This is a genomic window from Saccharopolyspora endophytica (assembly GCF_018070075.1).
Classification (GTDB): domain Bacteria; phylum Actinomycetota; class Actinomycetes; order Mycobacteriales; family Pseudonocardiaceae; genus Saccharopolyspora; species Saccharopolyspora endophytica.
Map to the genome: position 1 here is coordinate 268297 of NZ_JAGPXE010000008.1, position 23855 is coordinate 292151.

Annotated in this window: 24 protein-coding genes and 1 pseudogene; 2 read left to right on the top strand and 23 right to left on the bottom strand. The window is 70.0% G+C overall.

Going from position 1 to position 23855, the window contains the following annotated elements; translation table 11 throughout:
- Window positions 1–41: 41 nt before the first annotated feature.
- The 16 genes from KBO27_RS20055 to KBO27_RS20130 all read right to left on the bottom strand — a co-directional run bounded on the left by KBO27_RS20055 (window position 42) and on the right by KBO27_RS20130 (window position 15128).
- Window positions 42–1019, bottom strand: coding sequence for a MaoC family dehydratase (locus KBO27_RS20055; RefSeq protein ID WP_210971412.1), 978 nt, complete (start codon window positions 1017–1019; stop codon window positions 42–44).
- Window positions 1016–1900, bottom strand: coding sequence for an HpcH/HpaI aldolase/citrate lyase family protein (locus KBO27_RS20060; protein ID WP_210971413.1), 885 nt, complete (start codon window positions 1898–1900; stop codon window positions 1016–1018). The genes KBO27_RS20055 and KBO27_RS20060 overlap by 4 nt, the downstream gene beginning before the upstream one ends.
- 101 nt (window positions 1901–2001) lie before the next feature.
- Window positions 2002–3198: an acyl-CoA dehydrogenase family protein gene (locus KBO27_RS20065; protein WP_210971414.1), complete on the bottom strand. Its 1197-nt coding sequence runs from the start codon at window positions 3196–3198 to the stop codon at window positions 2002–2004.
- Between the two features lie 47 nt (window positions 3199–3245).
- Complete coding sequence (locus KBO27_RS20070; protein ID WP_210971415.1) at window positions 3246–4628, bottom strand: MFS transporter; 1383 nt, start codon at window positions 4626–4628, stop codon at window positions 3246–3248.
- Between the two features lie 61 nt (window positions 4629–4689).
- Complete coding sequence (locus KBO27_RS20075) at window positions 4690–5916, bottom strand: CoA transferase (RefSeq protein WP_210971416.1); 1227 nt, start codon at window positions 5914–5916, stop codon at window positions 4690–4692.
- A complete protein-coding gene (locus tag KBO27_RS20080; protein ID WP_210971417.1) occupies window positions 5916–7127 on the bottom strand; it encodes an acetyl-CoA C-acetyltransferase in 1212 nt (403 codons plus the stop codon). Before KBO27_RS20080 ends, KBO27_RS20075 begins: the two co-directional genes overlap by 1 nt.
- Window positions 7120–7776 carry a 3-oxoacid CoA-transferase subunit B gene (locus KBO27_RS20085; RefSeq protein ID WP_210971418.1) on the bottom strand — a complete coding sequence of 219 codons (657 nt, stop codon included), beginning with the start codon at window positions 7774–7776 and terminating at the stop codon, window positions 7120–7122. Before KBO27_RS20085 ends, KBO27_RS20080 begins: the two co-directional genes overlap by 8 nt.
- Window positions 7776–8519, bottom strand: a complete 744-nt coding sequence (locus KBO27_RS20090) for a CoA transferase subunit A (RefSeq protein ID WP_210971419.1) — start codon at window positions 8517–8519, stop codon at window positions 7776–7778. Before KBO27_RS20090 ends, KBO27_RS20085 begins: the two co-directional genes overlap by 1 nt.
- A gap of 8 nt (window positions 8520–8527) precedes the next feature.
- Complete coding sequence (pcaD, locus tag KBO27_RS20095; protein ID WP_210971420.1) at window positions 8528–9298, bottom strand: 3-oxoadipate enol-lactonase; 771 nt, start codon at window positions 9296–9298, stop codon at window positions 8528–8530.
- On the bottom strand, window positions 9295–9789 hold the full coding sequence (locus KBO27_RS20100; protein ID WP_210971421.1) for a nuclear transport factor 2 family protein: 495 nt from the start codon (window positions 9787–9789) through the stop codon (window positions 9295–9297). Before KBO27_RS20100 ends, pcaD begins: the two co-directional genes overlap by 4 nt.
- Complete coding sequence (locus tag KBO27_RS20105; RefSeq protein WP_307870504.1) at window positions 9786–10586, bottom strand: adenylyltransferase/cytidyltransferase family protein; 801 nt, start codon at window positions 10584–10586, stop codon at window positions 9786–9788. The genes KBO27_RS20100 and KBO27_RS20105 overlap by 4 nt, the downstream gene beginning before the upstream one ends.
- Window positions 10583–10870 carry a muconolactone Delta-isomerase gene (gene catC / locus KBO27_RS20110; protein WP_210971422.1) on the bottom strand — a complete coding sequence of 96 codons (288 nt, stop codon included), beginning with the start codon at window positions 10868–10870 and terminating at the stop codon, window positions 10583–10585. The genes KBO27_RS20105 and catC overlap by 4 nt, the downstream gene beginning before the upstream one ends.
- 5 nt (window positions 10871–10875) lie before the next feature.
- Window positions 10876–11997, bottom strand: a complete 1122-nt coding sequence (locus tag KBO27_RS20115; protein WP_210971423.1) for a muconate/chloromuconate family cycloisomerase — start codon at window positions 11995–11997, stop codon at window positions 10876–10878.
- A 67-nt stretch (window positions 11998–12064) separates the two neighbouring features.
- Window positions 12065–12910 carry a catechol 1,2-dioxygenase gene (gene catA / locus KBO27_RS20120; RefSeq protein WP_210971424.1) on the bottom strand — a complete coding sequence of 282 codons (846 nt, stop codon included), beginning with the start codon at window positions 12908–12910 and terminating at the stop codon, window positions 12065–12067.
- Window positions 12911–12937: 27 nt separating this feature from the next.
- Entirely contained in the window at window positions 12938–14512 is a 1575-nt protein-coding gene (locus tag KBO27_RS20125; RefSeq protein ID WP_210971425.1) for a 4-hydroxyphenylacetate 3-hydroxylase family protein, read from the bottom strand.
- Window positions 14513–14576: 64 nt separating this feature from the next.
- Window positions 14577–15128 (bottom strand): flavin reductase family protein, encoded by a 552-nt coding sequence (locus tag KBO27_RS20130; protein ID WP_210971426.1) that lies wholly within the window; start codon window positions 15126–15128, stop codon window positions 14577–14579.
- 152 nt (window positions 15129–15280) lie between these two features.
- On the opposite strand from KBO27_RS20130, the gene KBO27_RS20135 reads away from it, so the two are divergent.
- Window positions 15281–16057, top strand: a complete 777-nt coding sequence (locus tag KBO27_RS20135) for an IclR family transcriptional regulator domain-containing protein (RefSeq protein WP_307870505.1) — start codon at window positions 15281–15283, stop codon at window positions 16055–16057.
- Between the two features lie 97 nt (window positions 16058–16154).
- Window positions 16155–16778: a LysE family translocator gene (locus tag KBO27_RS20140; RefSeq protein ID WP_210971427.1), complete on the top strand. Its 624-nt coding sequence runs from the start codon at window positions 16155–16157 to the stop codon at window positions 16776–16778.
- A 67-nt stretch (window positions 16779–16845) separates the two neighbouring features.
- On the opposite strand, the gene KBO27_RS20145 is transcribed toward KBO27_RS20140, so the two are convergent.
- From KBO27_RS20145 to KBO27_RS20175, 7 genes and pseudogenes are all read right to left on the bottom strand, one after another.
- Window positions 16846–18141, bottom strand: a complete 1296-nt coding sequence (locus KBO27_RS20145) for a YrhB domain-containing protein (protein WP_210971428.1) — start codon at window positions 18139–18141, stop codon at window positions 16846–16848.
- A gap of 61 nt (window positions 18142–18202) precedes the next feature.
- Window positions 18203–19849: a toxin glutamine deamidase domain-containing protein gene (locus KBO27_RS34815; RefSeq protein ID WP_210971429.1), complete on the bottom strand. Its 1647-nt coding sequence runs from the start codon at window positions 19847–19849 to the stop codon at window positions 18203–18205.
- Window positions 19850–19891: 42 nt separating this feature from the next.
- Window positions 19892–20482, bottom strand: a complete 591-nt coding sequence (locus KBO27_RS20155; RefSeq protein ID WP_210971430.1) for a YbaB/EbfC family nucleoid-associated protein — start codon at window positions 20480–20482, stop codon at window positions 19892–19894.
- A gap of 181 nt (window positions 20483–20663) precedes the next feature.
- Window positions 20664–20951, bottom strand: a pseudogene (locus tag KBO27_RS20160) (type VII secretion target); the annotation flags it as partial.
- Window positions 20952–20974: 23 nt separating this feature from the next.
- Window positions 20975–21727, bottom strand: a complete 753-nt coding sequence (locus KBO27_RS20165) for an ESX secretion-associated protein EspG (protein WP_210971432.1) — start codon at window positions 21725–21727, stop codon at window positions 20975–20977.
- Entirely contained in the window at window positions 21724–23277 is a 1554-nt protein-coding gene (locus KBO27_RS20170; RefSeq protein WP_210971433.1) for a WXG100-like domain-containing protein, read from the bottom strand. Before KBO27_RS20170 ends, KBO27_RS20165 begins: the two co-directional genes overlap by 4 nt.
- 33 nt (window positions 23278–23310) lie before the next feature.
- Complete coding sequence (locus tag KBO27_RS20175) at window positions 23311–23709, bottom strand: hypothetical protein (protein WP_210971434.1); 399 nt, start codon at window positions 23707–23709, stop codon at window positions 23311–23313.
- Window positions 23710–23855 lie beyond the last annotated feature (146 nt).

The window sequence follows — 23855 nt, forward strand, 5'->3', positions numbered from 1 at the left end:
ACATCGATCATGGAGTTTCGGGGCACGACCGCCCGCTGGGCTCAGGGCACGAGCGCGGCGAACCTCCAGTCGAGGACGTTCCGCTGTTCCGGGCCGTCGGCGGTCACCTGACTGCGGAGGTGCGCCACAACGCCGTGGCCGGACCCGTCCAGTCGCTCGACGGTGATCGTGCTGCGCAGCGTGTCACCTTCGAACACCGGGCCCAGGTGCTCGCAGCTGCGCCAGCCGGTCACGGTCGCGATGCCGGGCAGCGCCCGCGTCGCCTGGGCCAGCGCGAGGCCGATGGTGTGGCCGCCGTACACCAGCCGACGGCCGCCGCCGGCCGCTGCGTCGTGGTGGACCTTGGCGACGTTGAGCGTGAGCCGGGCCAGCTCGGGCGCGCTGGAGACGACGTCACCGCCCCCGACCTCGATCACCTGGCCCTCGGTCAGCTCCGCGGAACCCGGACCGCGTCCGCGCAGCGGATCGAGGTCCCACCCGCCGGTCACCGCCGTCAGCGACTCGTTCGATGCCGCCGCACCGACGGAGTCGAGGTCGTCCGCGTGGCCGGTCCGCGCCTCCGGGTCGCGCAACGGCAGCATGGCGCAACGCCAGAAGTCCAGCACCGGTGCGCCGTACTGGTCGGCGGTGGTGATGCGCAGCGCGGCGAGCCCGGTGGGCCGGCGCCCCTCACGCACCCGGTTCTGGCGCAGGGCGACGACTTCCGTGCGGCTGCGCAGCGTGTCTCCGAGGTGCGGTGCGCGGCGGAACACCAACCCGCGGTAGAACAGGTTGGCCTTCACGTGGTGGGTCGCTGCGGTGGACTGGCCGATCGCCACGTCCCAGACGAGTGCGGGTGAGGCGAGCGCGGGAGCCCCGGTCACGGAAGCCGAGAGCCCGTCGTCCAGCGGCAGCGCCAGGCGTTCTCCGATGATCGAGCGATGTGCCTGCGCCAGCCCGGAGGTGAGCGTCAGCCCGGGTGCGGAGTCGAAGACCTGTCCGACGCTCAGCTCGTCGAAGTGCGGTCCTTCGGCGATCATGCCGCGCCCGCCTTGGCCAGGGTGCGGCGAGCGGCGACGGCGACGGCCTCATCGATCATCTGCCCGTCCAGTTCCACGGCGCCGCTCGCGTCGCGGTGCGCGGTCGCGAGGGCGTCGAGCACTGCGCGAGCGTTCTGGATCTCTTCATCGCCCGGGGTGAACGCGGTGATCACCGGCGAGACCTGCCGAGGGTGGATGACCCACTTGCCGTCGAAGCCGAGGCTCGCTGCGCACTCGACCTCCGCGGCGAAGTCCTCGCCGGTCCCGACGCCGAGGTGCGGGCCGTCGACGGCGGCGATCCCGGCAGCGCGGGCGGCGGTGAGCACGGCGTGCTGCGAGGGCAACCAGGCGCCCGGAACCGGGGTGCCGCTGCGGCCCAGCGACGCGGCGAGGTCCGCGTAGCCGAGGATCACCGCGCGCAACCGGTCCGAGCCCGCCGCGATCTCGGTGACGTTGGTCAACCCGGTCGCGGTCTCGATCAACGCCTGCAGCCCGAGCGGTTCGGACCGCCCCGCCGCCGCTTCGACGCCGGCCAGCAACCGGTCGGCGAAGGCGAGGTCGCCGACCGTCTCGACCTTGGGCAGGACGAGGGAGAACGGCAACCCGCGGACCCGCACGCACGCCTCGACATCGGCGTGGCACCAAGGCGAACCGGCCGGGTTGATCCGAACGGCGAGCGCGACTCCGGGATCCTCGGCGGTGGACAGCCACTCCACCACCTGCTCCCTCGCCGCTGCTTTGCGGTGCGGTGGAACGGAATCCTCCAGGTCCACCACCACCTCGTCCGCACCCGCGCGCACGGCCTTGCCGATCATCTCGGGATCGGTGCCCGGCACGGAGAGGCAGCAGCGCTGCGGCCGGAAGCCGGTCGTGTCGTCCATGTCCTCACTCCTCCAGATCCGCACCCCGCCTGATCGCTGCCCGGTCCTGCCGATGGGCCGAGCGGTTCGAGACCGGCGGGTGCGCTGTGCCGGGATCGTCGTCAGCCGCGGGTCTTGTACTCGCGCAGCAGTCCGCGACTGATGATCGTCTTCTGGATCTCGCTGGTCCCCTCACCGATGAGCAGGAACGGCGCCTCCCTCATCAGCCGCTCGATCTCGTACTCCTTGGAGTAGCCGTAGCCGCCGTGGATGCGGAAGGCGTCCTGCGTCACCTCCGCGCAGTACTCGCTGGCGAGCAGCTTCGCCATGCCCGCCTCGACGTCGTTGCGCTCACCCGAGTCCTTCAGCCGCGCGGCGTTGACCATCATCAGGTGGGCGGCTTCGACCTTCGTCGCCATCTCGGCGAGCTTGAACGAGATCGCCTGGTGCTGCGCGATGGGCTTGCCGAAGGTCTGCCGCTGCTGGGCGTAGTCGACGGCGAGCTCGAACGCCCGAATCGCGATCCCGCACGCCCGCGCCGAGACGTTCACCCGTCCGACCTCGATGCCGTCCATCATGTGCGAGAAGCCCTTGCCCGACTCGCCACCCAGGACCTGGTCCGCGGCGACCTCGAACCCGTCGAACACGGCCTCGGTCGTGTCGACCCCCTTGTAGCCCATCTTGTCGATCTTGCCCGGGATGGTCAGCCCGGGCGCCACTTCGCCGAAGCCCTCCGGCTTCTCGACCAGGAACGTCGTCAGGTTCTGATGCGCCTTCTCCGCGCCCTCGTCGGTCTTCGCCAGCAGCGCGATCAGGTTCGACGAGCCACCGTTGGTGAGCCACATCTTCGACCCGTCGATGGTGTAGGAGTCGGCGGAGCGCTTGGCCCGTGTCTTGATCGCTGCGACGTCCGACCCCGTGTCCGGTTCCGACATCGAGAACGACCCCCGCACCTCACCGGTGGCCATCCTGGGTAGGTAGTGCTGCTTCTGCTCCGGCGTCCCGTGCCGGGAGATCATGTGCGCCACGATGAAGTGCGTGTTGATCACGCCTGAGACGCTCATCCACCCGCGAGCGATCTCCTCGACGACCAGCGCGTAGGTCAGCAGCGATTCGCCCAGTCCCCCGAACTCCTCGGGGATGGTGATCCCGAAGAGCCCCATCTCCTTCATGCCCTCGACGATCTCCGCCGGGTACGCGTCCGAGCTCTCCAACTCCTGGGCGTGCGGGATGATCTCCTTGTCCACGAAGGCCCGCACGGTGGACAGGATCTCCGTCTGCACGTCCGTCAGTCCGTGCGTTTGAGCCAGCTTGGCCATTCTTCCTCCTGGCGAAGTTCGGCGGTTCTCATTCGTCAAGCGGTCGACTACCGCGCGGGCGAAGCGGTGTCGCCTTCGATCGGCCCTGCCGTCCGGGGTCGCGAACCCGCCAGCCCGCGCCGTGCCGTCTCCGGCGCGCACCAACCACCGATCAGCGTGATGAGGCCGAGGCCGATCACGTACAGCGCGACCGGCCACGGTGCGCCGCCGGCTGTGGTGGAGAGCGCGACGGCGAGGAAAGGTGCGAAACCGCCGAAGACCACGGCCGCGGCCTCGCGGCTGATCGCGGCACCGCTGTAGCGGGCCACGGTGCTGAACAGCTCGGAGAGCAGCACGCCCTGGACTCCGAAGGCGATGCCCACGCTGCCGCCCTGCGCGATCGCCATGGCGAGCACGGCGAGCCCGGGCCGGCCGGTGTCGACGAGCCAGAAGAACGGGAACGCGAACGCGATGGCGAACCCGGCCCCGGCCATCAGCACCGGACGACGGCCGAAGCGGTCGGACGCCAATCCCGCCAGCGGTGCGGTGATCATCACCGTGAAGCCGGCGATCACCAGCCCCAGCGTCCCGATTCCGGGTGAGTAGCCCTTCTCGTCCAAGTACGACAGCGCGAACACCTGGTACAGGTGGCTCAGCGCGAGCGGCGCGGCGACCAGCGCGGCGACCAGGACCATGCTGCGCCACTGCGTGCGCAGCACCGTTCGCAACGGCCCCGGCGCGGGGTCGTCGTCAGCGGCGATCTCGCGCTCGAACTCCGGGGTCTCGTCCAGTCGGGTGCGGATCCACAAACCCATCGCGACCAGCACCAGGCTGGCCAGGAACGGGAGGCGCCACCCCCACGACGCGAACTGCTCATCCGTGGTCAGCGCGGTGACGAGCAGGACCGCGGCCGAGGACAGGACCATGCCGAGGTACACGCCCGCCGCCGACAGGGAACCGTAGAGGCCCCGCCGGTTCGGCGGCGCGTACTCCACGGCGAAGACCGACGCACCGCTGTACTCGGCACCCGACCCCATGCCCTGCAACAACCTCGTGACGACGAGCAGGGCCGGTGCCCCGACGCCGATCGTGGCGTGCGACGGGATGAGGGCCATCGCCGTGGTCGCCAGACCCATCACCAGAACGGTGGCGACGAGGGCCGGACGGCGTCCGTGCTTGTCCCCGATGCGACCGAAGACGACCGCGCCGACGGGACGTGCCACGAACCCGGCGCCGAACGTCGCCAGCGACAGCAGGACCGCGACGGTCGGGTCCTGCGAGGGGAAGAACACCTCGCCGAACACCAGCGCTGCCGCCGCGCCGAAGAGGAAGTAGTCGTACCACTCCAGGGCGGACCCCAGCAGTGCGGCGCCGGCGACGCGGCGGAGCACCGCCCGGTCCGGGGCGTCGGACGCGGCCGGAGCGGATCGCGTTCTCGGTTCGTCGGGCATCGAGCTGCTCCTCGTTCAGCGGGAGCCGAGCGGAGCTCCCGGAAGTCCGTCCTCAGTGGATTCACCGCTGCGGGTCGCGGCGTTCGCCGATCACCTGCTGGTCGTGCAGCTCGCCGATCTCGGAGTCGCTGAGCCCGAGGACCTCGGCGAGCACTCGGTCGGTGTCGGCGCCGAGCATCGGTGCCGACCCGGGTTCGCCGCGTTCGCCGTTCCAGCGCAGCGGGGACCGCGCGGTGATCCCCGTGGGACCGCCGGGAAGCGGCAGGTCGGCGAGCAGCGGATGCTCGCCACCGCGGTGCGCGGTGACCACGTCGGTCATGCCCTGGTAGCGACCCCACAGCGCCCTCGCCCGGTTGAGCTCGTCGGCGACCACCTCGGAATCCCGCTCCAGGAACCACGGTTTGAGCACGGCGGCGATGGTCTCGCGCAGCCGGTAGCGCTCGGTCTCGTCGGCCAGGTCCGTGTCGAACGCCTTCTCCAGCGCGGCGAACACCGATTCGGTCCCGGTGACGCTGACCAGCGCCTTCCACTGCGCCGGGGTGAGCGCGACGACCATCACCCGCTTCCCGTCGGCGCAGGCGAAGTCCACTCCGAAGCTGCCGTAGAGGTGGTTGCCGTGCCGGGTCCGGTCTCTCCCGCTCTCCGCGGCTTCGGACAGCCATCCCAGGTTCGCCACCCCGGCCAGCGCCACGTCGGAGAGCGCGATCTCGCTGTAGACGCCCTCACCCGTGCGTTGACGCTGGTGCAACGCGGCGAGCACGGCCGTCGACACGCTCAACCCGGTGAGCAGGTCCCAGGCCGGCAGCACGTGGTTGACCGGGGCGGCCCCCTCTTCCCCACCGGTGATCGCAGGGATGCCGACCTCCGCGTTCACCGTGTAGTCGACGGCGGGGCGGCCGTCGGGGTAGCCCTGCACCCTGACGTGGATCAGGTCGGGCCGGCGGGCGGTGAGGACGTCGTTGGCCATCCACCGCCTGCCGACGACGTTGTCGACCAGCACACCGCGGTCCTCACCCGGCGCCGTCGCGAGCGCCAGGACCAGTTCGCGCCCGCGCTCGCTGCGCATGTCGACGGTGATCGACTGCTTGCCCTTGTTCAACGAGGCCCAGTAGTAGGAGTCGCCGGTGCCGCCGTGCGCGGCAGGCCAGCGCGCGTGGTCCGGGCCGCCGCCGATCGGGTCGATCCGGATCACCGAGGCGCCGAGCTGCGCCAACGTCATCCCCGCGGTGGGGCCGGCGACGAAGCTGGCGCACTCGACCACCCGCAGGCCTTCCAACGGCCCGCCCATCACACCCGCTCCACGATCGCGGCGAGTCCCTGTCCGCCGCCGATGCACATCGTCTCCAGGCCGTACCGGGCGTCGCGCCGGTGCATTTCCCTGGCGAGCGTGGCCAGGATGCGGCCGCCCGTGGCACCGACCGGGTGGCCGAGGGAGATCCCGGAACCGCTGACGTTGAGGCGGTCGAAGTCTGCTTCGGCGAACTTCCACTCGCGGGTGCAGGCGAGCACCTGAGCGGCGAACGCCTCGTTGAGCTCGATCAGGTCGATGTCGGACAGCGTCAGCTCCGCAGCCGCGAGCGCCTTCTCCGTCGCGGGAACCGGCCCGATGCCCATCGTCGCGGGCGCCACCCCGCCCAGACCCCAGGACACGAGCCGCACCAGGGGGCGCAGGCCCAGTTCGGCGGCCTTCTCCGGGCTGGTGACCACGCAGATCGCGGCGCCGTCGTTCTGCCCGGAGGCGTTGCCCGCGGTCACCGTCGCCTCGCTGTCGCTGCGTCCCAGCATCGGCCGCAGCCCCGCCAACTTCTCCGCGGTCGAGTCGGGGCGGATGTGCTCGTCGGCGTCGACGACGAAGTCGCCCTTGCGCCCCGGGACCACGACGGGCACGAGCTCGTCGTCGAAGCGGCCCTCGGCCTGCGCAGCGGCGGCCCGCTGGTGCGAGCGCGCCGAGAACTCGTCCTGCTCGGCGCGCGGGATCGCGTACTCCCGGCGCAGGTTCTCCGCGGTCTCGATCATGCCGCCCGGCACGGGGTGGTTCTCCCCGCCCGCCGTCACCCGGCCTCGGGCCAGCGCATCGTGCAGCATCACGCCGGGCCCGCCCTTCACGCCCCAGCGCATCCCGGTCGAGTAGAACGGCGCGTGGGACATCGATTCCGCGCCACCGGCCAGCACGACCTCGGCCACACCGGACTGCACCTGCATCGCGGCGTACAGCACGGCTTGCAGACCGGAGCCGCAGCGCCGGTCGATCTGCATCCCCGTCACGCTGACCGGCAGTCCTGCGTCCAGCGCGGCGACCCGGCCGATCGCCGGGGCGTCCATCGTCGGGTAGCAGTTGCCCAGCAGCACGTCGTCGACGGCGGCGGGATCCAGTCCGGTCCGTTCGACGACCGCGCGGATCACCGCGGTGGCGAGGGTGTGCGCGGGAACGTCGCGCAACCCACCCCCGAACGCGCCGACCGGGGTGCGCAGTGGTTCGCAGATGACGGCGTCACGCACGCTCGGCCTCCTCTTCCTCGCGCCCGCGCAACGGGGCGGCGGTCTTGTCGCGGACCTCGTCCGCGCTGACGCCCGGAGCGGTCTCGACCAGTTCGAGCCCGTTCGCGGTGACGTCGATGACGGCGAGATCGGTGACGATGCGGGTGACGCAGCCCAGCCCGGTGATCGGCAGGTCGCACTTCTCGACGATCTTCGGTGAACCGTCCTTGGCGACGTGATCCATCATCACGACGACCTTCTTCGCGCCGTGCACGAGATCCATCGCCCCGCCCATGCCCTTGATCATCTTGCCGGGGACGGCCCAGTTCGCCAGGTCGCCGTTCGCGGCCACCTGCAGCGCTCCGAGCACGGCGACGTCGAGCTTGCCCGCGCGGATCTGGCCGAAGGAGGACGAGGACTCGAAGAAGGCCGCTCCCGAGTTGACGGTGACGGTCTCCTTGCCCGCGTTGATCAGGTCGGCGTCGACCTCGTCCTCGCTCGGGTACGGGCCGACGCCGAGAATCCCGTTCTCCGCGTGCAGGATCACCGTCCGGCCCTCCGGGATGTGCCCGGGAACCAGCGTCGGCATGCCGATGCCGAGGTTGACGTAGGCGCCGTCAGGCAGGTCCTCGGCGACCTTCGCCGCCATCTCGTTCCGCGTGAGTGCCATCAGCGCACCGTCCTGAACTCGATCGGTTTGTCCACATCGGACACGTGCAGCACCCGGTCGACGTGGATGCCGGGCGTGTGCACGGAGTCGGGATCGATCTCGCCCGGCTCGACGAGGTGCTCGACCTGAGCGATCGTGATCCGTCCCGCCGCGGCGCAATCGGGGTTGAAGTTGCGCGCCGACCGCCGGTAGACGAGGTTGCCGTGCCGGTCGCCCTTCCAGGCGTGCACCAGCGCGAAGTCGGGCACCAGCGCGTGTTCCAGGACGTAGGAGACGCCGTCGAACTCGCGGACCTCCTTGGCGGGCGACATCACCGCGACCGAACCGTCCTGCGCGTGCCGCCACGGCAGCCCGCCGTCGGCCACGAGCGTCCCGACACCGGCGGGCGTGTAGAAGGCGGGGATGCCCGATCCGCCCGCGCGCAAGCGTTCGGCGAGGGTGCCTTGGGGCGTCAGCTCGACCTCGAGCTCTCCCGCGAGGTACTGCCGGGCCATCTCCTTGTTGTTGCCGATGTAGGACCCGATCGTCCGCCGGATCCGCCCGGCAGGGAGCAGGGTTCCCAACCCGAACCCGTCCACCCCCAGGTTGTTCGAGATCGTCTCCAGGTCGGTCGCGCCCTGCTCCAGCAAAGCGGCGATCAGCTCGGTCGGCACACCGCACATCCCGAAACCGCCCACCGCGATGGACGATCCGTCGGCGATGTCGGCGACGGCCTCGGCCGCGGTCTGCACTGTCTTGTCCACGTCGGCTCCTACTCGGTGGCGGCGAGGTGCGCGGTGAGCAATTCGTTGACCCGCTCGGGTTTCTCGGCGTTGAGCAGGTGCGCGGAGTCGTCGACGACCTCGAACCGGCCGCGGGCGGCGGTGTCGGCGATGAGCCGGACCATCTCCGGCGGCGTCGCGGGGTCCTCGGCGCCGGCGATGGCGAGCACGGGCACCGTCACCTCGGCCAGCCGTTCGCGGACGTCGAACGTCGAGATCGCCTCGCAGCAACCGGCGTAGCCCTCGGCCGTGGTGGCGCGCAGCATGTCCAGCAGTCGCCGCGCCTCATCGGTCTCGGCGAAGGACCGGACGAACCAGGTGCCGGGACGGCTGGGCACCATCGCCTCAGTGCCGTTCTCCCGAACGGTGGCGGCGCGTTTCGGCCAGCTCTCCGGGTCGGCGAACCGGGCGGCCGAGGCCAGCACCGCCAGGCTCCGCACCCTGTCCGGGTGATCCAGCGCGAGTTGCTGTCCGATCGCACCCCCGATGGACACCCCCGCGTAGTGGAAGCGGTCGATGCCCAGCCGGTCCAGCAGCGCGATGACCTCCTCGGCCATGCCCGCCATCCTGAGCGGACCGTCAGGTGCCGGGCTCCCACCATGTCCCGGCAGGTCGAAGCGCAGGATCAGGTAGCGGTCGGCGAGCGCGTCCACCTGGGCGTCGAACAGGTGCAGATCGGTGCCCAGCGATGGCCCGAGGACCAGGACGGGCGCGGAGCCCGGACCGTCGATCCGGTGGTGCAGCGCGGTTTCGGTGGTCATGCGAAGGGCCTCCCCGGGTAGGTCGCGGCAGCGGACGCGACGGTGAAGCGGCCGTGGTCCCAGCCGTCGGCGAGCGGGACGAAGTAGTCGAAGTACACCTGCTTGGAGGCGTAGCGCCAGTTGCCGTCGACACGCCGCAGCGAGTCGGTGTACCGACCGGCCGCGACGTGCGGGACGCCGTCCTGCACGCAGGGCTGCCACAGGAACGACCGCGCCCGCGCGGTGTGCTCGCTTTCGAGGGTGATCTCGAGGTTGGTCACGTGGTGCCAGAACGCGGTGAGCCCGGCGTCGGCGAGACCTGCGAAGAACGCCCGCAGTTCGGCGTGGCCGGTCGCGCGGGACAGCCCGACGAACTCGCCGTCCTCGGTGAACAGCGAGACCAGGGCGTCCCAGTCGCCGTCGTCGAGCGAGCGGCAGTAGCGCGCGTCCAGGTCGCGGATGGCTTCCAGCGCCTCCAGCCGGGTGATCCTGCGCAGCACGTCGTCGTTCACGACTCGCCTCCCGCTCGTTCGAGGAAGGTGACCGCGGCTGCGCCGTCGCCGGAGGTGCCGTCCGCGACGCGCACCGAGTCGTCGCCGACGTCGACGAGAGCGGCTCTGCCGTTGAGCGTCGCGTGGTAGCGGCCGGGCGGCGGCAGGGCGGTGTTCGGGGCGAGGACGATCCGGTCACCCGCGCGCACCCCGTCGACCCGGTGCGGGCGGCCCAGCGCGCGGGTCACCCCGGGCAGGTCCCCCGTGCGCAGGCAGTTCCGGGTGTAGGTCGACGAGCACGCGGTGTTGTTCGCGGGCAGCAGCGGAACGCCCTCGACGGAGAAGCCCAGGGCCGCACCGAGTTCGCGCAGGGTGTCGACGTCGCCCGCCGCCCTGGCTCCGAAGGTGAAGTTGGCGCCGACGACGACGGCCCTCGCCCTGAGCCGACCGGCGAGGCAGTGCGCGGCGAAGGCCTCGGGGCTCAGCCCGGCCAGCTCGCGGGTGAAGCGCAGCACGCACACCGCGTCGACCCCCGCAGCCGCGGCGAGCTCGGCGCGATGGGCGATCGTGGACAGCGTCGCCGTGTCCTTGGGCAACCCGAGGACCCTGGCCGGGTGCGGGTCGAAGGTCACCATGACCAGCGGCAGACCCCGCTCGTCGGCGGTGCGCCGGGCCTCGTCGATCAGGCTGCGGTGACCCCGGTGCAGCCCGTCGAACACCCCGATCGTCAGCACGGTCGGACCGAGATCGGGCGGTACGTCGTCGAGGCCGTGCCAGAGCGTCGCCCGCGCCTGCCGGGATCGCAGCGCGGCGCTCACGACTGGGCCTTCAGGTCCGACGGGTGGATCGCCAGCGGCGTGACCTTGATCCTCATGTACGGGAACAGCGGCAACGACGACAGCAGAGCGTGCAGGGCGTCGCCCGAATCGACGTCGAAAACGCTGATGTTGCTGTATTCCCCGACGATCCGCCAGAGGTGCGGCCAGACTCCTGAGCGCTGCAGTTCCAGTGCGCGCGCCTTCTCCTCGGCGACGAGCTCCGCGCGGCGATCGGGGTCGAGGTCGTGCGGGATCGCGACCTCCATGTGGACGTGGAAAAGCATCGAGATCAGCTCCTTCGGAAGGCCCGGACCTGGGCCGGGTCCAGTTCGACGCCCAGTCCCGGACCACCGGGCAGGTGCAGCCCGTCGGCGTCGTAGACGAGCGGTTCCACGAGCAGTTCTTCGGCCAGCAGCAAGGGGCCGAACAGTTCGCTCCCCCACGCGCTCGCCGGGTTGGCGCACGCGGCGTGCAGCGAGGCCGCCGTGCCGATCGGGCTCTCGATCGACGTCGCCGCGTAGCAGGGGATCCCGGCCGCGGCGGCGACCTCACCGATGGCCCGGCTCGCGCGCAACCCGCCGGATTTGGTGGTTTTGACCGCGAAGATCCCGGCGGCCCGGGAGTGGGCGAGCCGCAACGCGTCAGCGGGGGTGCGCAGGCTCTCGTCGGCCATCACCGGGATCGGCAGCGCGGCGGCGATGGCGGCCATCGCGTCGACGTCGTGCCCCGGCACCGGCTGCTCGACCATCTCCACACCGGCCTCGGCCAGCGCCGGGAGGTGGGTCAACGACGTCAGCCGGTCCCAGCGGGCGTTGATGTCGACCCGCACGCCGGCGACGTCGGCGAGCTTCTCCGCGACGCCGAGGACCCGGTCGACGTCGTCGGCCGGATCCAGCGCTCCCATCTTCAGCTTGAACGACGTGTGCAGCCCGGAGTCCAGCTTCGCCAGCGCCTCATCGACGACGACGTCGGCGGCCTCGGCGCCCAGCGCCCAGGTCACCGCGACGCTGTTGCGGACCGCCCCGCCGAGCAGGGTGTGCACCGGGACGCCGAGGTGGCGCGCCCAGGCGTCGTGCAAGGCGACCTCGACGGCGTTCTTGGCGAACAGGTTCGCCGCGACGACGTCCCCGCAGTCGCGCAGGATCACCGGGACGTCGTCGACGCGACGGCCCAGCAGCACCGGCGCGAGGTACTTCTCGACGATGACCTGCATCGTCTCGACGGATTCGCCTCCCCACCACGGGCCTCCGGGAACGACTCCTTCACCGACTCCCGTGACGCCACCGGCGGTGCGGACGAAGACGTAGAGCAGCGGCTGCGTGCTCATGCCCGCCCTGGCGAAGCGGTGCGCCCGGCGCATGGGGACGTCGAGGATCACCGTCTCGACGCTGTCGATCCGCAGGTCGGTCATCGGGTCTTCTCCTTCCAACGGGGGAAAGGCCGAGCCGGGGACGTCGCACCCCGGCTCGGCACCGGGTTCAAGCGGGCTCGAGCGTGAAGTCGTAGGTCACCGCGTGCTTCCCGTCCCCGCTGTCCACGGGGTCGAGGATCAGTTCCGGCTTGGTCGCGGACGCGACATCGCTGTCGAGCCACTCCCCACCGCGGAAGTAGAGCTGCGTGGTGATCGTCCGGTACCCCGGCGCCCGAACCATCAGGTGCAGGTGCGCCGGACGCCACGGGTGCCAGCCCGCGGCTTCGATCAACGAACCGGTCGGCCCGTCGGTCGGGATCTGGTACGCGGAGGGTTCGATCGTGTGGATGTCGAACTTGCCCTGCTCGTCGGCGACGACGACACCGCGCAGGTTGCCGTCCGGCAGGTGCGGGGCGAACCCGGAGTAGTAGCCCTCGTCGTCCGCGTGCCAGATGTCGAGCTCCGCTCCGGGGACCGGGTTGCCCTCGGTGTCCCGGACGTGCCCGGCGAACAGCAGCTCCGTGCCCTTCTCGTCAGGACGCCGGGGCAGCGTTGCCGGGGTGTCGAGGCGGACCTGGTCGGGCAGGTGGTACGGGCCGAGGATCGAGCCCTTGGTGCCCTCCTGGTCCTCGGCGGCGACGTCCTCGACGACGTGCTCGACGAACACGTCGAGGATCAGCGGCCATTCGCCGCCCTCCCCCACGTCGATCAGGTACTTCTTGGCGGCCTGGAACTCGTCGTAGCTGACCTTCTTCGAGCGGATCGTGGCGTGGATCCCGGCCAGCAGTTCGGTGACGACCTCCGAAACGCGTTCCTGGGAGACCTCGGGACCGGTGGACCGGCTGGCGCGGAACGCCTTGGTCGCGGAGTCGCCTGAGCCCGCGGCGGTCGGTGAGTCGTGCGTAGCTGTCATGGTGCGCTCCTCAGATCGGCCGGCACGTCAGCGCTTGCCGATGACGGACACGTCGTCGGGGTTGATCAGGTCGGGAACCTGCCAGCCCTCGAGGTCGTACTCGGACATGCACTGCTGGGCGAAGTCCTTCAAGTAGTCGCTCGTGCCCGACATCTCGGCGTCGGCGACCATTTCGGCGCGCACCCCTTCGTGGTTGCCCGCGTAGTTGCGCTCGTAGAGCTCGTGGCGGGAACCGAACTCGGAGCCGATGGAGTCCCAGATCAGCTTCATCAGCTTGACGCGGTCCACGGCCGAGTAGTCGTTCGATCCGCGCACGTACTTGTCCAGGTACGGCCGCACGCTGGGGTCCATGAAGTCCGTGGCGTGGCTGGGCAGGTAGATCAGCGAGGAACCGAGGTCCTGCATGATGATCTCGCGCACCCGCGGGTAGCCGACGGTCATGAACCAGCGGTAGGCCATGCCGTACTCGTGCTTGGGCAGGACGGTGCCGCCGAGCCAGTCCTCGGGGTTGGCCGCCATGGCGTCCGAGAGGCCCCAGAACAGGTTGCGCCACGCGAGGACCTCGCCGACGCGCGTCTGCACGCCGCGGAAGTCCTTGGTACCGGTGGCTTCGAGGCCCTTCATCAGCAGACCGGCCAGGAAGTCCAGCTTCACCGCGAGGCGCGTCACGCCCTGGAAGGTGAAGCGGTGCAGGAATCCTGATGCGGGGACGAAGCTGGAGGCCTTCTCCGGGTCACCGTAGACGAAGACGTTCTCCCACGGGATCAGCGTCTTGTCCAGGACGAAGATGGTGTCGTTCTCGTCCAGGCGGCTGGACAGCGGGTAGTCGAACGGGCTGCCCGTGATCCCGGCCTGCGCCGAGTAGGACGGCCGGCAGATCAGCTTCATGCCCGGGGCGCCCATGGGCACGGTGCAGACCAGCGAGTACTCCCGCTTCTTGATCGGCAGGCCGTAGTGCGCCAGGAAGTTGAAGTGGGTGATCGCCGAGCCGGTGGCCACCACCTTCGCCCCGGAGACCACGAGCCCGTTGTCGTTCTCCTCCTCGACGTGCATGAACACGTCCGCCACCTCGTCCGGGCCGCGGTGGCGGTCGACCGGCGGGTTCACGATGGCGTGGTTCCAGTAGAGGACCTTCTCCTGGGACTCGGTGTACCAGCGCCGGGCGTTGTCGGCGTAGGGGTCCCAGAAATCCGGGTTGGCGCCGAGCGTTCCGAGGAAGCTCGCCTTGTAGTCGGGCGACCGGCCCATGAAGCCGTAGGTCATCCGGGCCCACTCGGCGATGGCCGCCTGGTCCTTCTTCATGTCCTCGGCCGAGTGCGGGGCGCGGAAGAACGGGTGGGTGAAGCCGCCGTTGCCGGTGTCGGTGGGCACGGTCAGCACGTCCTGCTTGGCCGGGTCGTGCAGGCCGTCGTAGAGCCGAGCGGTCATCCGCACCGCGTTCCTGAACGCCGGGTGCGTGGTGACGTCCTTGACCTTCTCGCCGTACAGGTGGACCTCGCGGCCGTCCTTGAGGCTCTCGATGTACTCGTCGCCGGTCAAAGGCTTGCTGACGCGACCGTTCGTCGCGGCTGACGTGTTCGCGGCATCCTGCTGCAGCGTCATTGCTGCCTCCTCGCCTGTCGTGAACTGGAGGTGAAAGGACTTCGGGATGGATGGGCGGATCGGCTCAGCTGGAGCCGGTGATCGATCCGGCGACGAAGGTGACGCCGCCCGGCCCGTCGACGGAGTCGTCCCAGAGCAGCGGCGCGTGCCCGTCGCCGAGGTGGTGGAACTTCCCCGTGTGGAACAACAGGGGTCGCCCGTCGTGGATGAGGAACTCCTGCACTTCGCCCAGGTACAGGACGTGGTCGCCGCCGTCGTAGGACTGCCAGGGCACGCAGGCGACGTGCGCGAGGGTGCCGTCGAGCCGCGGTGTGCCGCAGGCGCTGTCCGGCGCCCACCGCACCTCTTGGCTCGGCTTGCCCGCGAAGTGCAGCGCGAGGTCCTTCTGGCTCGACTCGAGCACGTTGACGGTGAACGGCCGCGAGTCGATCAGCCCGCACAGGCGGGAACGTCGATCGAGGGACACCAGCACCAGCGGCGGGTCCAAGGACACCGCCGTGAACGCGTTCACGGTGGCGCCGTGCGGATTCCCGTCCTCACCGCTGCAGGTGATGACGGTGACCCCGGTCGTGAAGTGCCCGAGGCACCGGCGCAGTTCCTTCGGATCGATCGCCATTGACCTACCTCCACGCCTGCACGCTGTGCGTGCAACATGTACGTAAAGCGTGCAGTGAGAGTGGCACAGCGCACCCCGGCCGTCAACAGCGATCCGGCTCCTCCCCTCGGGCGAACCGCTGAGCAGGACCTGCGCTGTGGGACGATGCGCAGGTGAACGACGTGCAGATCGGAGCCCAGGACCGCATCCAGAGCATCGAGCGCGGATTCGCAGTACTGCTGGTGTTCGACGCCGAGCGGCGGAACCCGAGCTTGATCGAGATCGCGAAGGCGACCCAGCTGTCCCGGCCTGCCGTACGTCGAATCCTGCTGACGCTGCAGCACCTCGGTTACGTCCGACCCACCGGCGGGAGCCACTGGGAGCTCACGCCGCGGGTGCTGACCATCGGCCAGCACTTCACGACGTCGAGCGCGGTCGTAGCGGTCTCCGAGCCGCACATGAGCCGCTTGGTGGAGGAAACCCAGGAATCGGCTTCCCTGTCGGCGATGGACGGCAGCGATGTCGTGTACCTCGCCCGCGTTCCCGCCAAGCACGTGCTCAACATCAACGCCACGGCGGGCACTCGCGTGTCCGCCCACGCCACGTCGATGGGACGCGTGCTGCTGGCGGCACAACCTCCCGAATTCGTCGAGCAGTACCTGGCCGAGCACGGGTTGCGACCGCTGACCCGGCACACCGTCACCAATCCCGACCAGTTCCGCAACACGCTTGCGCGCGTGCGCGAACGAGGCTGGTCACTGGTCTCCGAGGAACGCGAGATCGGCCTGATCGCCGCCTCCGCTCCGATCCGCAACCACACGGGTCAGGTGATCGCCGCGCTGTCGTCGTCCACGTCCACGGGACGCATGAGCCCCGACCGGGTCGAACGCGACCTCGTCCCAGTCCTGGTCCGCATCGCGAACGAGATCAGCAAGGAACTCGGCGCCTGACGGCAAGTCGTGGGTCGTCACCCCTGATGCTGCTCACGCCCCACGTGTTCGGCGTGGTGGGATGGCCGCGGTCGTTCGGCAGATCGTGGGAGAGGGCATGACGAGTGCAGCGCTGTGGGGGTTCGCGGTCGTCGCGGTCCTCGGTGTGGTGACGCCGGGACTGGACACCATGCTGGTCCTGCGACATGCGCTGCTCGGTGGCCGCCGGGCCGGCTTCACCGCGGTCCTGGGCATCACCACCGGCTGCCTCGTCTGGGGAACGGCCGGCATCGTCGGCCTGACCGCGCTGCTCACGGCCTCCGAGGTCGCCTACAACGTCGTCCGCGTCCTCGGCGCCGCCTACCTCATCTGGCTCGGCGCGACCGCCCTGTGGAAGACGTTGCCCCGCAACAGGAAACCGGCCACCGAGGACGTTCAGGTCCCGGCCGGGCGTTCCGCCTTCCGCGCAGGCCTGATGACCAACCTCCTCAACCCCAAGGTCGGCGTCTTCTACATGAGCCTGCTGCCCCAGTTCCTCCCCACCGGCCCGACCGCCTCCGCCTGGGGCGCCCTCCTCGTCGCCATCCACCTCACCGCCGGCCTGCTCTGGCTCCCCACCCTGGTCTGGATGGCGGGCCGGGCCAGAGCCTTCCTGCAGAAAGAACGAGTCCGCCGCTGGATGGACCGAGTCACAGCGACGGTGCTGGTCGGCCTCGGAGTGAAACTGGCCGCTGAGGTCTGACGGGCTCAGATCACCTCCGCAGTGCGGTGATCTGAGCCGAGCCGTCGAAGGAACCGGCGTTGCTCAATCAATACTGAGCGCGATAGGTGATCAGCAGCAGGCCGAAGGGACTGTCCTCCAGCTGTGGCCGAGCAGCCGGGTTCCGCGGGTCCGCGATGCGCACTCCCGTTCCCTCGCTGATCGCCAGCAGCAGGTTCCCCACGGTTTCCCGTCCCCGCCGGTCACTCCGACGCAGCCACACCACGGCCGCGGTGTCCGGAGGCAGCGCCGCGACCTCGGACATCACACCGGGCCAGTCCGCGTGGCGGCTCGTGGAGCGGACCTGCCCCAGTTCCCGCATCGTCGGCTCGAACCAGGCGGCGGCTCCCGCATTCGGAGGTTCCGGCAAGTTCTCCTGGTGCACGTCCCATTGCTGGAGGAAGCGCCAGGGGTCCGCGTTCGGCAGCCCAAACGGATCTTCGTCGGCGCTCTTCGGAACCACCAGCGCCGCATCGAGCATTTGGTCGCGCCAGTCACCGGTTCGCTGGAAAGTCTCCGTGGTGCACGCGAACAGCCAGCCGCGGCGAAGTTCATCTTCCGCATCCGGGGCGACGAGGGTGACCTCGCCGCCGTAGGTGGCGTCCAGCCAGGCCATCGCCTTGGCCACCGCGGAGTCGAGGTCGTCGGCCTGGGCGCGCCACGGCACGTCCGCAGGTGGGATGTTCTCCCGGTGGAAGGTGGCGACGACGAGCTCGTACACCTCTTCGTCGCGAAGATCCGCGGGCATCCCGCGCTGCGGATCGAGCACCACCAGCCCGCCGTCCGTCGGCACGGCGTACAGCAGATGCCCGGTGACCTCGACACCGCGGAACCGGCGGCGCAGCCAGATCACCGCGCGGGCTCCCGCACCTGCGGCCGTGATCGCGCCGAGCGCATCGCCCCAGGTGGCGTGCGCGGAGGTCGTCGCGTCCGGGAAATGCGCGGCCAGCAGGCGGCTCCACCAGTCCGGCTGCTCGTCATCCGGTTCCCACTGCAACGCGCTCGCCTCCGCACCGCGCAGCACCGCATCGACAGCGACCACACAGTTGCGGACGTTGATCCGCCAGCGCCACGATTCCTGACCGGGCAAGTCCGGCTGTTCGGAAGGCTCCAGGTTGAGGGCTTCGTCCACCGGCGCCGCGTTCGCTACCGGGAACGGGGCTCGACCGTTCTTCGGTACGGCCACGGTGCTGGCCAGCATCGGCTGCGCGGCCGCGTCCCGGTGGCCGCACCGGACCAGCCAGCTGTCCCGTCCCTCGGCGAGCGGCGCCGGGTCGAGCACGCCGACGCGGCCCCCGTAGACCTGCTCCAGCCAGTCGGCTGCGCTGCGGATCGGATCGATCATGACGCGGGATTCTCGATTCTGTGCGGTTGGACGCGGAACGCCGAGGACGGGCTAACGGAGGTCACCTCGACCCGGGACCCGGTGATTTGCCACCCGAGAGATCGACTTCGGGTTTCGGGTCTCGTGGCTGGTGCCAACGCGGGTCCGTACCGGAGTTCGGATAGTCCATCACGGAAAGCGTACTCGGCTTCTCGCTGATGTCGGCGGGCAAACCGTTCTGTCCGTCGAGGTAGACCACCGAGCCATCATTGCCCTTGGCCACGTTGAAGAAATGCCCGATCTCGCGGTCCGACCATCCCGCGAAGACCGTGGCGACGTGCCCGGAGGGCGCCTTTGACATGGCTTGGTTGATCTCGTCGTAGTCCTTGACCGGCTGGAAGCGGCCGCCACCGTGCGGCTGCGCCAACTGCTCGACCGTGCCGGCTGTGACCGGATTCGACGGGGCCGCCGGGTACACCTGCCCGGTCTTGAGGTATCGCGCCACGTTGACCGAGCAGTTGCCGCAGTTGGTGTTGTGCCCCGCCACCCCGTTGTCGAAGTTCTGCTTGTTGATCTGCTGCACCGCACCGAGACCGTTGTCTTGCATGAACTTGTTCCGCGCCGCGTCGTCCCGGAAGCTTTGCGCGCTGATCACGTTCGGCCCCGGGGGAGCTTGGTTCGGCTGCGGCGGCTGCAGCTTCGGGGTCGGGTTCGACATCGGAGCCGTACGCGGCCCGACGGTGGGGCCGGTGCGCTCCGGGCGCCTGGCAGGACGCGGTCGCACCGGCGCCCCGCCCACCGGGCCGTCACCCGGCAAGGGACCACCCCGTGGAGTGCCAACATCCGGGCCATTGGGGTTCTTCGGCGCATCGGGGGCACTGCCGCTGGGACCGGCGCCGGACGGCTTCGTCGATGCCGGACCATCCGGCTTCGGCGGCGGAGGCGTCTTGTCCGGCGTCGGAGACTTCGAACCGTCCGCCTTGATCTTCTTCAGCGCGTTGCTCGCATCACTGAACGACTTGCCCAGCTTCTGCAACATCGGTGACAAGGCCTTCATGGCCTTGACCAGCTTCGTGGTGATGTCGGCGATGCGGGCCGCGACCTTGGCGACCTCGGCGACGACCTGGGGCACGACCCAGGCCAAGGCGATGCCCAGTGTGCAGACGACCTGCAGCGCCCAGCTGATCAGGTGGCCGACGAGTTCGGCGATGATGTCGCGCACCAGCGTGCGCACCGCGGCGACGACCTCGCCCGCGGTGCCGATGCCGTCCGCTGCTCCGTCGGCTGCGGACTTGGCCGCCGCGATCAGGTTCGCGGTGTCCTCGCTGCGCTTGCGGTAGGCATCGCCCGCCTCGCCCAGCCAGCTGGCCGTGTCGGCCTTGACCAGTTCTTTCATCTCGGTGTTGATGGCTTCGAGCTCAGCCGAGATGTTCTTCCACGTCTCCGAGTGGGCCTTGATCTCGTCCGGGTCGCCGGTCAGCGAGTCCAAGGCGTCCGAGACCGGCCCGACGTGCTCGATCAACCAGCCGACACCAGCGGAGAAGATCGCGCCGAACGGGTCCAGCGCCATGCCCAGCGCGTCCAGTCCGGTCCCGACCGCGCCCAGGACGCCCGCGGCCCAATCACCGGACTCGATCGCCTTCTGCGTGTCGGCGACCGACTCGGCGATCTGGATACCGCTGAACGACTGCGTCGAGTCCTCGCGCTGCGCCACCAACGGATTCGTCACTACAACCCCCAGAACAAGCCAGCAGAAATCAGGTAGGAGAACTCAGTCGCGCAGCGGGTCGAAGTCCGGGCCGAACTCGTCGTCGTCCTCGTCTTCGAAGCGCGGTCGCCTCGGCTGCGCCGGAGGCGCCGTCGGCGCCGCAGCCGGAGCGGCGGGTGGGGCCGGGGTTTCGTCGTCCTCGGCGGGGCCGTCCCACTTCGAGGAGACCTCCTCCTCGACCTCATCCTCCGGCTGCTCCGGGAACCGCTCGCGCAGGTTGTCCAGCATCATCGAGCGGGTCTGCTGGTCCTCGTCGCCGAGGGTCGCGGCCATGGTCTCGCCGACCTTGCCCGCGATGTCGGCCTGCGCGCGGTGCATCGTCGACAGGATCTGCGCGGCGAGCTCGTTCGGCGGCATCGAGCGGACCTTGTCGGTGAACTCCAGGTCGGTCACGCTGCCGTCGGCGCGCACCGTCACCTTGATGCGCCCGTCCGGGCTGCTGGCCGACAGCCGCAGCTGCTCGGTCTGCGCCTGAACTTCCTGGTACCGCTGGGCTTTTTCAGCGAATCCCTGCGCCCACTGCTGGATGCGACGTTCCGCTTCATCCGGGTCGGCCCCGGCGACCGCGAATCCCCCCGAGCTCTGGCCCGTCATCGCACAACCTCCGTCGACATCTCGAAATCCTCGGTGTTCGGTGTGAATCGACCGGTCAGGCCGGTGTGCCGCGCTCCGGCTCCAACACCGGAGTCCCCTGCTGCTGCGGAGTTCCCACCGGCGGGACTCCGCGCAGTGCCACGGCCGACCGGTTCACCTTGACCGCCTCGTCGAACGTCTTGAACGAATCGGCGTTGGCGTCGTCGGTGTCCAGGTAGTCCTTGGCGGTGGAGCGCACGTTGTCGGCCGTGACGGTGATGCCTTCCTTGGCCGCCTTCAGCGCGTTCATCCCTTCCTCCTCCATCGGGTTGACGATGGGAGGCAGGAAGGAGCACAGCAGCCCGTAGGCCTCGTCGGACATGCTCACGGCCTCGGCTGCCGAGATCGCGGTGTCCAGCCGGTCGGTGAGCCCTTCCAGGTGGCTGGCGTGCGCGGTCAGGTCTTCGGCCTGAACGTTGAACGACGTCATGGTTCCCCCATTCCTCCGGTCAGTCAGGCCACTGCGGCCACGACGTCGGCGAGCCGGTGCTCGATCTTCTTGTTGTCGGCCGGGGTGATGCTGAGCCAGGCGCCCTGGCTGACCATCATGTAGCGGCCCTGGTGGGTGTCGAACCAGGTCACGAGGGTTGTGGAGCGGCGTGTTCCGCGTGAAACGCCGAACTGACCGCCTGCTCGGCGGTTGTTGGCGAGTTCGAGCACGGTCGCCGCGTCCTGCGGTGACAGGCCTGCCTTGACCAGGGCGACGTCTTCTTCCACGTCACCGCCGAAGGGATCGTCGTCGTCCTCTTCGAGGGCTTTCGACAGCGCTTCGGCCGGAACGGAGATCGCCCGCTGCAGGCCCGCTTCGCCCGGCGGCAGCACGCCGACGGCGGACAGGGCCAGCGCGGTGGGGCGGATCTCGGTGAGCCGCAGTTCGTCGCCCACCAGCTCCGCGAGCGCTCCGCTGCGCCGCGCGACGGCGGCGAGGGCGCGGATGGGCTGGTCGCGGTGCCCGATCACGTCCACCGAGGTGTCGTGGTCGACCAGCAGCCGCAGCAGGTCCGCGAGCCTCGGGTCGAGTTCGCGGCCGGTGGCGAGGCCGCGGCGTGCCAGCGAGCGGAAGGCCTCGGCGGTGAGTTCCGCCCGTTCCCGCGCGGTGGCGCCGAGGCTCGGGACGTCCAGCGGGTACGGGATCTTGCCGAGTCCGAGTTCGGCCCAGACCAGGTCGAATTCGGCCGCGGAGAGCACGAAGTCCGGGTTCGTCATTCCTCGCTCTTTTTCTTCTTCTTGCCCTCGCCGATCACCGGCGGCGGGAGGTCCTTGCCCGGAACCTCGACGACGGGACCGCCTTCGACGTACTTGGCCTTGCGCGCCTCGTCTTCGCTGCCCTGACCACCGCGGTTGCCCATCGGACCGCCGCCCATCATGCCGCCGGCACCGCTTGCCGGGGTCTGTCCCGGAGCGGCACCGCCGCCTTGGACCGGACCGGCCCCGCCGTGGTCACCGGCGGGCGTCCCACCGACGCCGGACGTGCCGCCGGGCGTGATGCTGCTGCCGGACGCACCACCGGACGGCATCGGCGGAGGTGTCGCGCCCAGTCCACCGGGGGAACCGCCGGCCGCCTTCGTCTGACCGATCGGCGGGATCTCGCCGCTCGGGCCGGTCGTGTTCGGGATCGGCGGGATCTGCCCGCCCCAGTTCCGGTTGCTGTCGCGGTCGTTCGGCTTGCCGGGACGACGGCCACCCGGACCGAAGGCGACTCCGTCCGGTCCTTGGTGCGGTCGCAGCTTCTGGGTCTTCTCGGTCTGCCGGTCGCCGCCCTGGAAGGGGGTCGCGTTCTGCGCGGTCGTGCTCTTGGGCTTGTGGTCCTCCAGCGACGGCGGCTTCTGGGTCGGGCCGCTGCTCGCGGGTGTGACCGGATTCGCCCGGATCGTCGGCGAATCCATCGAGCTCGGGCCGCCGATCTTCGGGATCTGCATCTTCTTCGTCGGCGCGTTGGCCCCGGCGGGACCGGTCTGCGCGGCCAACGGCATTCCGTCCGGCCCGACCCCAGCGGGTCCGGTCTGCGCGGCCAGCGGCGGGGCCGCCGGTTGCTGACCGGCCGGTGCGGATGCGGGCCTGGTCATCTTCTGAGTCGCCTCGGCACCCCCCGCCGCGGACTGCTGCTGCGTCGGCGCTTCGCCCGGCCCGACGTCCTCGGTCGCGGCCACGGACCGGACCATCTTGCGGGGTTTCAGCTCCTCGATGGGGTCCGGCGGAGGCGTGAAGCGCGGAGTGTCGCCGTCGATGGCGCGGGAGGACTCCTCCATCCGCACCATCACCCGGACGGCCTGCTCGTGCGCGCTGGAGGAACGCTCCTGGTTGGCACGCAGGTCCCCCATCGCCTTGGTGAAGGACTCCAGGTCACCGGTGGCGAAGGTCAGCGCGGCCGTGGCGTGGAGTTCCTTCGCGCCCTTGACCGGCTCGGGCATCTCGGCCTTCGCGGTCTCCATGACGCGGCCCTGCTCCGAGACCCGATCTGCCAGCGCACCAGCGGATTCCCCGGCGTCGCGACTCCAGTTCGCCAGCTTCTCGATCGCCGATCGCGCGGCGTCGGCGGCTTCGCCCTGCCAGCCCGATTCGGTGGCGCGGAGCTGCTCGGACATCCGGTCGGCGGACTCGGCCATCGCGCGGCTCAGCTTGGTCCACTCGTCGGCGAGCTGACCGACGCGGCCGGGATCGTTCTCGATGTGCACGGCGTCGTAGAGCTCGCGGTGGCTGCGCGATGCCCAGTTCTGCGTCTCCACCAACGCGAGGTCGGGTGGGTCCTGCGGCATGTTCTCTTCTCCTCGGCCTGGATTCCAGGCGGATCAGATGAGCTTCTGGAAGGAGTCCGCGACGCGCTGGTCGGTCTCCCGGTAGGTGCGCATCGCGCTCTCTATCGCGTCTCGCGCGTCCACGAGGACGTCCCGGTAGCGCGTCAGGACCGCGACCAGCGAGTGCTCACCGCCTTCGGCTCGGCCGGCGAACTTCTCCGCCATCGCCGTGCCCACCGGGTTCTGCCCCAGCGGCGCCTGGCGGGCGAGGTTGCGCGCTTGCGACAACCAGGAGTCGACCGAGTTCAAGCGCTCGTCCAGGGCGGAGCGGATCGACTCGCCCGCCTCCGGATCCAGCTTCAGGTCCAACGACTCCACGGCATCGCGCACCGCAGCCACGGCAGCCGTGGTCACCGCGAGCGACTGAGACGCCTGCTCGTCAGGCTCGTTCATCTCTCCCCCGGAAAAACAAGGACAACGGCACCTATCCGATGGCGCCGGTCATCAACTTCCCCACGAGACAACACTTACCAGACGACGCGAACGGCAGGCGACATTGGACGCATCGTGATCACTTGTTTACCTCAACCGCCGAAAAC